This is a genomic window from Exiguobacterium sp. UBA1053, assembly GCF_002316465.1.
Taxonomy (GTDB): domain Bacteria; phylum Bacillota; class Bacilli; order Exiguobacteriales; family Exiguobacteriaceae; genus Exiguobacterium_A; species Exiguobacterium_A abrahamii.
Genome location: NZ_DCDO01000013.1, coordinates 903424 through 913778, shown reverse-complemented (window position 1 = coordinate 913778; position 10355 = coordinate 903424). Strand labels below are relative to the sequence as shown.

Sequence of the window (10355 nt, the reverse complement as noted above, 5' to 3'; positions counted from 1 at the left end):
CCATGAACAAGGCAGTCAAACACATCGTAGATACGACAGCAGCCCAAACTGGTTCACTTCCCATTGCCAACCGTTCGATTGCCGTCGTCGGACTCGGATACGTTGGTCTTCCCGTCGCCGTCGCCTTTGGCGAAAAAACAGACGTCGTCGGCTTTGACATCAAGGAACACCGTGTTCAAGAACTACAAGAAGGTATCGATGCAACACTTGAACTGAGTCCGTTCACACTGAAGAACGCAACCGTCGATTATGTCTCGGATCCAGCAGCACTGCAAGCAAGCGACTTCATCATCATCGCCGTTCCAACACCAATCAATGCGCAGAATCAACCGGATTTAACACCACTCTTACGGGCCTCACATCTCGTTGGTCGCCAGCTCAATAAAGGCGACATCGTCGTCTACGAATCGACGGTCTATCCAGGGGCGACGGAAGAAGATTGTATCCCGGTTCTTGAAGAAGCATCCGGCTTACGCGCTGGCGTCGACTTCTTCGTCGGCTACTCACCAGAGCGGATCAACCCAGGCGACCACGAGCACACGTTCAAGACGATCAAAAAAATCGTCTCTGCCCAGGATGAACAGACACTCGACATCGTCGCAGAAGTCTACGAAGCGGTCGTCGAAGCCGGTGTCCACCGTGCTTCATCGATCAAGGTCGCGGAAGCGGCAAAAATCATCGAAAATACACAACGCGATCTCAACATCGCCTTGATGAATGAACTGGCGATCATCTTCGACCGGATGGACATCGATACGCTCGAAGTCCTCGAAGCAGCCGGTACGAAATGGAACTTCCTTCCGTTCCGTCCAGGTCTCGTCGGTGGTCACTGTATCGGCGTCGATCCATTCTATCTGACGATGAAAGCTGAGTCACTCGGTTATCATCCGGAAGTCATTCTCGCTGGACGCCGGATCAACGATACGATGGGACGCTTCATCGCAACAGCGCTCGTCAAGAACTTGATTAAACAGAACATGCCGGTCCTCGGCGCCCGGGTCACGATCCTTGGCTTATCGTTCAAGGAGAACGTCAGCGATATCCGGAACTCGAAAGTCGCGAACCTCGTCCGCGAAATCGAAGAGTTCGGCATCGACGTCCAGGTGACGGATCGACTCGTCGAAAAAAGTGAGGCAAAACGTGAGTACGGGATTGATCTACTCGAGATGAGCGAACTCAAACCAGCCGACGTCGTCATCTTCGCCGTCTCACATGAAGAATACGTCGAAGGCGGTTGGAATCTTGCACAACATCTACTCAAAGTCGGACGCGGCATCGTCGTCGACATCAAAGGGATGTTGCCACGATCAGAACAGCCAGAGGGGGTCCACGTATGGCGCCTCTAAAAATCCTTCAAGTCTGTGCTCTTGATACGACGGCAGAGACGATGTTGCAGCCACTCTTACTCGCTTTACAAAACGCTGGGCACGACGTCGGTATCGCTTGTGCCGACACCGGTGCCTCAGCAAAACTCGCAGCGAAGGGATTCCGGATGCATGACATTCCGATCGAGCGCCGGATCGACTGGACAAGTAATTGGCGGACGATCCGTGAAATCACGCGAATCTTGAAGGAGGACGGCTACGACGCCGTCCATGTCCACACACCGGTCGCAGCCGCCCTCGGGCGCGTTGCCGCGAAGCGGGCCGGGACGAAGCATATCGTCTATACGGCACACGGCTTTTACTTCCACGAGAAGATGGGGCGGATGACGTATCAGCTGACATACTCCGTCGAGAAGTGGCTGGCGCGTTTCGCAACCGATTATCTGCTCCTTCAAAGCGAGGAAGATTATCAACTCGCCCAGCGCAAACGCTTCAAAGCAAATACGCGTCTGATGCACCTTGGAAATGGCATCGACTTAACGCGCTTCTATCCACGCCCGCGTGAAGCAGGCGCACCGTTTACGTTCTTGTTCATCGGTCGGATCGTCGAAGAGAAGGGGATTCTCGAACTGCTCGATGCGTTCGGGGATGTCGTCTATCGTCATCCGGAAGCCCGTCTCGTCATTGCCGGTGAGATGATGGCAAGCGAGCGCGATCAGACGACGAAGCATCTCTTCTTACGACGGATTCGTGAGATTCCAAACGTCGATTACCTCGGATTCGTCGAAGATGTACCGAGCTTGTTCCAACAAGTCGATGCCTTCGTCTTACCGTCGCATCGCGAAGGCGTCCCACGATCAATCATTGAAGCGATGGCGAGCGCAAAGCCCGTCATTGCAACAAATATCCGCGGCTGCCGCGAAGAGGTCGTCGAGGGGAAAACGGGATATCTCGTCGAAGTCCGCGACATCGCAAAACTTGCCAAACGGATGAACACGCTTGTCGAACACCCGGACCGTGCCAATGATATGGGGCGGAATGGATTTGACCGTGCTATGAAACATTTCAACGAAGCCGACGTCATCAAACGACAACTTGATCTCTTTTCAGCTATGTAAAAGGAGGACGTCATCATGAAACGCCTATTCGACTTCACGGTTAGTCTTATCGCCATCCTCATTCTACTTCCTGTGTATGCCGTCGTCGCCTTAGTCATCTATACGAAACTCGGACGACCGATCTTCTTCAATCAAGTCCGCCCCGGTTACAAGGGCGAGCTGTTCAAAATCTATAAATTTCGCACGATGACAAACGAAACGGATGCCGATGGAAAACTTCTTCCGGACGCGGACCGGATCCCACAATCGCTCGAGTGGATCCGCCGCTTAAGCCTTGATGAGATCCCGCAGTTCGTTAATATCCTCCGTGGACAGATGAGTTTCGTCGGACCGCGTCCCTTGCTCGTCAGCTACTTGAACCACTATACGAAGGAGCAGATGACACGGCACGACGTCCTGCCTGGTCTGACAGGCTGGGCACAGATTCACGGTCGCAACGCAACGACGTGGCAACAACGTCTTGAGCAAGATCAATGGTACGCAGCACATCATACGTTCCGACTTGATCTCTACATCCTGTTTAAGACGTTCAAGATGGTCATCTCGTCAGAAGGGAACTCGACGGCTCACCAGACCGGTATGGGTGAGTTCAAGGGTCTCGACGGAGGTGTTCCCCATGATGTCGCTAAGCGATGAACGATTGATTCGGGATCCACGCGAATGGGACGCGCTCGTCGCAACCTATCAACTCGATTGTTATTACGAACATGCTTACTTCGAACTTGCGAAGGAGCACGATGAGATTCCTGAATTATTTTATTATCCGACGGAGTTCGGAACGTTAATCTATCCGTACTTGCGGCGACCGATTCCAGGCACACGCTTTGAGGACATCACGACACCTTACGGCTATGGGGGTCCTTACTTCACAGGCATCTGGTCACTCGATCAGATTCGCGAAGCCCGCGCGCGATTCGAACAATACTGTAGTGAAACCGGAATCGTCACCGAGACAGTTCGTTTCCACCCTTTGCTTCACAATCAGGAACTCGGTCAATACTGGTGCCGTCAAACGGATATTTTGCAACCGACCGTGACACTTGAGCTGACGAATCCGTTCGAGACGATCGAAGGTGGATTCTCGCAAATGACACGCCGCAACATCCGGAAGGCACGCCGCGAAGGGGTCACGATTCGCCTCGGACGTCCGGAAGAGTACTCGGACTTCGCCCGTCTCTACCAGATGACGATGGATAAACACCAAGCCGATGCGCGGTATTACTTTGATCAGACCTACTTCAATCACTTCGCCGAAGGACGGATCAAAAATGTCCTGTTGCTTGCCGAACATGACGGACGGATCATCGCTGGATGCATCGTCTTGACCGGTCGCCAGTTCGCACATTATCATCTCGGTGCTTCAGATCCTGCATACTTGTCGCTTCGCCCGAATCACCTATTATTCGCGGAGATGATTCGCTGGGCAAAACAAGCTGGTCTTCAAGCGCTACATCTCGGTGGCGGAACGACACGATCCGATGAGGATAGCTTGCTCGCCTACAAACGATCTTTTGGTGAAGCGAATCGAACGTTTTTCGGACTCGGGACATCGATTCTTGATGCAACGATTTATGACCGACTCGCACAACAAATGAAACGACAACATCCGGAAGTCGAGACAGGACAATGGTTCCCGATCTACCGGACGCCGCTCCGTCAGCTGTCACCTCGAAGGGAGGAAACATCATGAAACACATCTCGCTCTCCATCCCGCACTTAAGTGGCCGAGAAGCACGTTACGTCACGGAAGCACTCGAGACGAACTGGGTCGCACCGCTTGGACCGAACGTCGACGCCTTCGAACGAGAGATGCGCGCCTACACGGGAGCTCGCGCAGCGCTTGCGACGAGCAGTGGTACGGCAGCCATTCACTTGGCACTCGCGACGCTTGGTGTCACGGCGGGGGATGACGTCTTCTGTCAGTCCTTGACGTTCATCGCTTCGACGAATCCGATTCGCTACGTCGGTGCTCGTCCCGTCCTGATCGATTCGGAAGAGGAGACGTGGAACATGTCACCCGTCGCACTCCGACGCGCGTTGATCCAAGCGGCAACACGGGGGCGACTTCCGAAAGCCGTCATCGTCGTTCATCTGTACGGCGTTGCAGCGCAAATCGAGGAAATCGCTGCGCTCTGTGAAGAGTACGATGTTCCGTTGATCGAAGACGCGGCAGAGTCACTCGGGACACGCGTCAACGGACGGATGACGGGGACGTTCGGGACGTTCGGGATCTACTCATTCAACGGCAATAAGATCATCACGACGTCAGGCGGCGGAATGCTCGTCGCACATGATCCAGCCTTGATCGAACGCGCCTTCTATCTTGGAACACAGGCACGACAACCGGTCCTCCATTACGAGCATACGGAAGTCGGCTACAACTACCGGATGAGCAACGTCGCTGCTGGGATCGGACGCGGACAGCTCGAAGTGATCGATCAACGCGTCGATGCACGGCGGAAAATCTTTGATCGTTACGAACGTGCCTTTGCGCCGGACGGTGTCACGTCGCAAGTCGAGCAGACAGGAACATTCGCCAACCGTTGGCTTAGTTCTTTTCTTTTACCAGGCGGTCAAGTGCAACGCGATGCGATGATCCAGACGCTCCAACAAGCGAATGCCGAGTCCCGTCCGGTCTGGAAGCCAATGCACTTACAGCCTGTCTATCGCGACGTACCATTCGTTACAGCAGAAGGAGATGATGTCAGCCGTCGCCTGTTTGAAGACGGCATCTGCCTCCCGTCTGCTTCACAAATGACATTCACCGAACAAGCCGTCGTCATCCGAAACGTTCGTCACGCCTTGCAGACGAACGTACGCCGGAACGTCCAGTCATGAATATATGGGAAGGGGACATCGTCATGCGCGATATGGAGGAAGCAATCCACGCACTCCTTCTCGCTGCGAACGGGAAAAATGAATTGACGGCCAATACCTATTTCCGCTGGCAATTGAACACCACTCATCCAAGCGTCGCGGAAATTCTGATGCTGTTTGGGTCGTGGCAGATCGCCTTGGAACGAGCTGGCATCGGACAAGCCCGCTTGACGTTCACGAAATCGGAAATCATTGACGCTTTGCGTCAGGCACGGGAGGAACTCGATCCTTTCACGAGCGCGACGTACCGCGAATGGGCGCAGCAGAAGCAAGCACCTAGCCTGACGGATATCGTCCATCAATTCAACTCGTGGCAGCAGGCATTGTCAGAAGCGGATATCTTGAAGGAACGCGTCCAGGAAATGGAACAACGGATCATCGAGTCATTACTTGAAGCGCAAGGTGCCTTGCCGGTCTTGACGAGCCAGACCTACACGAAGTGGGCGGCTGGTCAAAATCGTCCGACCGTCGCAACGATTGCCCGCCGGTACGGCTCTTGGTCAAACGCCCTTGAAATCATCGGCATCGAATTCCCGCGGAAACGCTGGCGAGAAGAGGAAGTACTCGACGTACTTGCTACAGCTGCGCAAGAAACGGAAAATCTGACGATCGCAAGTTACCAACGGTTCAGCATCGGTCGTGATGCACCCAGCATCGGTGTCATCACCGCCTTGTTCGGTAGCTGGCGCAATGCTTTGCTCGTACTTGAAGCGCAGAGACCGTCCTGAATTCAGATCGAAGAAAAGGAGAATGGATGATGAAGAAGTGGAAATGGATCGTGTTGACACTGACGGGGATATGCCTGCTCCTTCTCTTCGGTTCAGGCGGATACGTTTATCAAAAAGCGAGTCGGACGATGCAAGAAGTCCAAGTACAGGTGCCAGTCAAAGCGAGCGTCGAGACAGAGAAAGCCGTCGAACAGAAAAAAGGACTCTCGTTTCTCTTGCTCGGCGTAGATCAACGGAAAAATGAGACGGGGCGCAGTGATACGATCATCGTCGTGACGATTGATCCGAAGACGAATAAGAGCCAGATGATCAGTATCCCACGTGATTTGAAGACCGAAATCATCGGTAATGGATCGAATGATAAGATCAATCACGCGTATGCGTTTGGTGGTCCACAGATGTCACTCGACACGATTAGTCATCTGCTCGATATCCGGATCGACTATTTCGCAGAAATCAATCTAGACGGCTTTTTGGATCTCGTCAACGCCGTCGATGGGGTCACCGTCGAGAACGATATCAATTTTTCATACTATGAGATGCAGTTCCCTAAAGGAGAACTGTCGCTGAACGGGAAGGAAGCGCTCGCTTATGCGCGAATGCGCTATGATGATCCACGCGGAGATTTCGGACGACAGATTCGTCAACGACAAGTCGTTCAGGCGGTTGCTGATAAAATGACAGAGGACTTCTCGATTCGTCGCTTCAATGCTGTCCTTGAAGCTCTCGGGAAAAACGTCAAAACGAACGTACCGTTTTCCGTTGCCCGGACCGTCGCGACAGATTACCGGGATGCTTTACGAAATGTCGAGACCTTATCACTCGACGGAAAAGGTGGCATCGAATCGGACGGAATCTACTACTGGCATCCGACCGACAAGTCGTTGAAAGAAGTTCAAGCTCAACTGCAGGAAGCATTGAAATGATGAGAATAACGCGAAAAAACGACATCAGTTCTGATTGATGACGAAACGAACGCTAAAATCATCCTCGCTTTCCTCAGGCGGGAAATCAGCCGCGGCAGCTCGCACTACATGCGATTTGCCGGGTCTGACCCATCCCTGACGAAAGTGCTGATGCACTTTCTTTTCCTGTAGGAGTCGCGGATGATTTTAGCGTTCTGTATTCATCGAATGAAAAAAGGTCCGTTCCCAGAACATGATCGGGAAACGAACCTTTTTTCATATTAGCAGCTTAATGCCTTGTATCTATCACGACGAGCGAATCGTACGAAGCATCGAGAATTTCATCATCGTATAGAGGAAATAGACAGCAGTCAGAACAGCAGCGCCGCTCCATAACCACTGGTATGCCGAACTAAAGTAGCCGAACCGAAGACCAATCAGTGCCGGTACGATCAACGTCAACCAGCTCAAGACGAGGGCAACGCGGGCAGTGATTGCATCAATCGGGCGATTCATCCCCATGCCGAGGAAGAACAGGCTCCAGAGCAATGCCCAGAACAACCAGGTCACACCACCGATGATATCATTCGTCGTGAAGCTGACAAACGCATAATACAATGCGGCAATCGCAACGAACAAGGAAAACCAACCGACCCCGCTCCCGTTGAGATTGAACAAGAACGTGATCCCGACGTAAACGTACGTAAAGGCAAACAGATAGATGCTCGCGTATCCGAACGTCAACGCTGGATCACCAGCTGCACCGATGACGAGATAGGTTGCGATGAACGTCTGCAGTAGACCGGTGATGAGACTGAAGACACCCGCACTACGGAGATCGACTTTTCCGAACAAGGTCAAACTATTTAAAAAGAGCGCGACGCCCCCAAATAACAAACTGACATTTCCCACGTAAAACTCTCCTTCATTAAGACGTCAGACGTCTGATTCTAAACTTAACTCTAAGATGAATTCGTTTTCAGCGCAAGCATAATTTTAGAGGCAAAACGAAAAACAACCTGACTCCCGGAAAGGGAATCAGGTTGTTGATTAAAAGATCATTGGTTCAAGACAGAACGGAGTGTCGTCTCGGTTTGAGACAACGATCCTTTCAGTGTGACAAGACCATATCGCGTTGAGCCTTTTTTAATGAAGAAGACACGTGTGTAGCCAGATTCCGGAGTGTAACCGGTCTTGCTCGCATAAACACGCGTATCACCTGGAAGTGAGGTGTTCGTGTGATACCACGTCAATGTCCGTGCATACGGTCCTTTGACAGTCGTCTGGTATGATTTTCGTCCACTGATGGTCATGAGCGCGCTGTACTTCGCATATGTATTCGCGAGTTTTTGCATATCAGCAGCCGTCGTGTAATGACTTGGATGATAGAAGCCGTGTGGGTTCATGAAATGGCTCGCACTCATCCCGATCGAACGGGCGCGACTGTTCATGTATGAGACGAACTTCGATTCAGAACCTGCTGTCCGGACAGCGATTGCTTTTGCTGCATCATTACCAGAGCGGATCAGCATCCCATTCAAGAGTTGACGCATCGTGACTTTATCGCCAGCACGGAAGCCAGCGACACTGCTACCTGCAGGAACGGATAACATCGAAGACGTCAGGGTGAACGTTTGATCGAGCGTACCTTTACGTGCTGCTTCATCGTACGCGACGATTCCCGTCAACAGTTTCGTCGTACTCGCTGGATAACGGCGGACGAAGCTTTCTTTCGTCAATTGATAACTTGACGATCCAAGCTTGAAGTACCGCATCGAGGCAACCGGATAACTGCCGCTTGACGGTTTAGGGCTGCTCGTCGTCACTTTTCGGGCGACTTGGCTAGAGACGTAATAATAATTGACTTTCCCTTTGACCTTATACCAACCGTTCGAGTACGAGACTGCATTGAACTTCGAGTTGTAAGATGCGAGTCGTTTGATGTTCTTTGATGAGGCCGTGCTTGGTGATGTCCGGACGTTCGCTCCAGCTTTCGAATAGACGACGATTTTGTACGTCTTCACGGAACTACTCGACACTTTTTTAGCGACTTGGTTCGATAGATAACGATATGTACCTCCGTCCTTGATCTTATACCAGCCATTCGTATACGAGACGGCTGTGAATTTTGCCTTGTACGCGGCACGTCGGACAATCGTCGCAGACGAGGCTGTACTCGGCTTTGAGCGGATGTTCGCCCCAATCGTCGAAGTGACGACGACTTGGTAACTGGCTGCCTGAGCCGGTATGGCAGGGAGACATAAAGCGAACAATAATAAGAGCGTAAGACTAGTACGGAGCAAGCGCTTCATAAAAACTCATTCCCTCCTTGTTCAAATATGGTTTTATCATAAAACAAAAAAAGGAAATTCACTTCTTTTCAAAAAAAGGAATTCGAATCCTGTAACGAGCCGATTTCCATCTTTTCGTGTCAATTGACGTATCATAGGGAATGTAAGCAACAGAGGAAAAGGAGGAGTTCAGATGAAATTAGCAGTCATTGGTCTAGGGGACATCGCTCAAAAAGCCTACTTACCCGTCTATGCCGAACGATCCGATATCGAGGTGTATCTGATCTCGCGAGATGCCGAGAAAGCAAAACGGTTGCAAGCAGCTTATCGCTTTGCAGGAATATACGCGACGTTTGCTGACGCCGTACAGGAGGGAATCGATGCGGTCATGATTCATTCAGCGACTGTCGTCCATGCGGAGCAAGCACGGCAAGCGCTTGAAGCAGGAATCGCCGTCTACGTGGATAAGCCGGTCTCGATGGAAATCGAAGAGATTCGTGAACTCACACGTCTGTCAGAGGAGAAACAGCTACCGTTCATCACGGGATTCAATCGACGCTTCGCTTCAGCGCATCAGCGCTTGCTTGAGGTCAACGATCCGAATCTCGTCCTCATGCAAAAGAATCGGACGTCGTTCATCGAGGACGCTAAGCCGTTTCTGTTCGACGACTTCATTCATGTCGCGGATACGCTGCGTTTCTTGACAGGACGCGGTGAAATTGAAGACCTACACGTCAAGAGTAAGCAAGACGCAAGCGGTCTGCATCACGTAACGATTCAATTCATCTCAAACGGTATCACGGCAATCGGTGTCATGAACCGCAATAACGGCATCACGGAAGAACGCGTCGAGGTGATGGGACCGGAAGAAAAACGAATCGCAACGGACGTGACGACACTCGATCAATTGACGAAACAAGGCACGCTTCGGTATCCGCTCGATAACTGGGAAGCGACGCTAAAGCGCCGTGGATTCGTCGATATGCTGGATGCGTTCCTTCGGACGGTCAAAGGGGAACCGTCCGAGTCGGTCGTAGCTTCTGATAGCCTCGCGACACATGAATTATGTCAACAGGTGTATGAGCAAGTTCAAGCAACACGTTAAATTTAA

General features: G+C 51.8%; 10 protein-coding genes. 8 read left to right on the top strand and 2 right to left on the bottom strand.

Annotated elements, in window-relative coordinates:
- The first annotated feature begins 2 nt into the window (after positions 1-2).
- Genes B3G15_RS12315 through B3G15_RS12285 form a run of 7 tightly spaced genes read left to right on the top strand, consistent with a single transcriptional unit; the run spans position 3 to position 6974 of the window.
- Positions 3-1346 (top strand): nucleotide sugar dehydrogenase, encoded by a 1344-nt coding sequence (locus B3G15_RS12315; protein WP_290721423.1) that lies wholly within the window; start codon positions 3-5, stop codon positions 1344-1346.
- On the top strand, positions 1334-2443 hold the full coding sequence (locus B3G15_RS12310) for a glycosyltransferase family 4 protein (RefSeq protein ID WP_290721420.1): 1110 nt from the start codon (positions 1334-1336) through the stop codon (positions 2441-2443). The genes B3G15_RS12315 and B3G15_RS12310 overlap by 13 nt, the downstream gene beginning before the upstream one ends.
- Before the next feature lie 15 nt (positions 2444-2458).
- Positions 2459-3079: a sugar transferase gene (locus B3G15_RS12305; protein WP_290721417.1), complete on the top strand. Its 621-nt coding sequence runs from the start codon at positions 2459-2461 to the stop codon at positions 3077-3079.
- Positions 3060-4133, top strand: coding sequence for a lipid II:glycine glycyltransferase FemX (locus tag B3G15_RS12300; RefSeq protein WP_290721414.1), 1074 nt, complete (start codon positions 3060-3062; stop codon positions 4131-4133). The genes B3G15_RS12305 and B3G15_RS12300 overlap by 20 nt, the downstream gene beginning before the upstream one ends.
- A complete protein-coding gene (locus tag B3G15_RS12295; RefSeq protein WP_290721411.1) occupies positions 4130-5281 on the top strand; it encodes an aminotransferase class I/II-fold pyridoxal phosphate-dependent enzyme in 1152 nt (383 codons plus the stop codon). Before B3G15_RS12300 ends, B3G15_RS12295 begins: the two co-directional genes overlap by 4 nt.
- A gap of 23 nt (positions 5282-5304) precedes the next feature.
- Entirely contained in the window at positions 5305-6048 is a 744-nt protein-coding gene (locus tag B3G15_RS12290; RefSeq protein WP_290721409.1) for a hypothetical protein, read from the top strand.
- A 29-nt stretch (positions 6049-6077) separates the two neighbouring features.
- Complete coding sequence (locus tag B3G15_RS12285; protein ID WP_290721406.1) at positions 6078-6974, top strand: LCP family protein; 897 nt, start codon at positions 6078-6080, stop codon at positions 6972-6974.
- 285 nt (positions 6975-7259) lie between these two features.
- Here the strand turns inward: B3G15_RS12285 and B3G15_RS12280 are convergent, their stop codons facing one another.
- Both B3G15_RS12280 and B3G15_RS12275 read right to left on the bottom strand, forming a co-directional pair.
- Complete coding sequence (locus B3G15_RS12280) at positions 7260-7865, bottom strand: AmiS/UreI family transporter (protein WP_290721403.1); 606 nt, start codon at positions 7863-7865, stop codon at positions 7260-7262.
- A gap of 146 nt (positions 7866-8011) precedes the next feature.
- A complete protein-coding gene (locus B3G15_RS12275) occupies positions 8012-9265 on the bottom strand; it encodes an SH3 domain-containing protein (RefSeq protein WP_058704503.1) in 1254 nt (417 codons plus the stop codon).
- 172 nt (positions 9266-9437) lie between these two features.
- On the opposite strand from B3G15_RS12275, the gene B3G15_RS12270 reads away from it, so the two are divergent.
- Positions 9438-10349 carry a Gfo/Idh/MocA family protein gene (locus tag B3G15_RS12270; RefSeq protein ID WP_290721400.1) on the top strand — a complete coding sequence of 304 codons (912 nt, stop codon included), beginning with the start codon at positions 9438-9440 and terminating at the stop codon, positions 10347-10349.
- Positions 10350-10355 lie beyond the last annotated feature (6 nt).

Excerpts from the sequence above, each read along its gene's own strand:
- B3G15_RS12305 (WP_290721417.1), top strand. The coding sequence starts at position 2,459 with ATGAAACGCCTATTCGACTTCACGGTTAGTCTTATCGCCATCCTCATT.
- B3G15_RS12285 (WP_290721406.1), top strand. The coding sequence starts at position 6,078 with ATGAAGAAGTGGAAATGGATCGTGTTGACACTGACGGGGATATGCCTG.
- B3G15_RS12290 (WP_290721409.1), top strand. The coding sequence starts at position 5,305 with ATGCGCGATATGGAGGAAGCAATCCACGCACTCCTTCTCGCTGCGAAC.
- B3G15_RS12270 (WP_290721400.1), top strand. The coding sequence starts at position 9,438 with ATGAAATTAGCAGTCATTGGTCTAGGGGACATCGCTCAAAAAGCCTAC.
- B3G15_RS12295 (WP_290721411.1), top strand. The coding sequence starts at position 4,130 with ATGAAACACATCTCGCTCTCCATCCCGCACTTAAGTGGCCGAGAAGCA.
- B3G15_RS12315 (WP_290721423.1), top strand. The coding sequence starts at position 3 with ATGAACAAGGCAGTCAAACACATCGTAGATACGACAGCAGCCCAAACT.
- B3G15_RS12310 (WP_290721420.1), top strand. The coding sequence starts at position 1,334 with ATGGCGCCTCTAAAAATCCTTCAAGTCTGTGCTCTTGATACGACGGCA.
- B3G15_RS12275 (WP_058704503.1), bottom strand. The coding sequence starts at position 9,265 with ATGAAGCGCTTGCTCCGTACTAGTCTTACGCTCTTATTATTGTTCGCT.
- B3G15_RS12300 (WP_290721414.1), top strand. The coding sequence starts at position 3,060 with ATGATGTCGCTAAGCGATGAACGATTGATTCGGGATCCACGCGAATGG.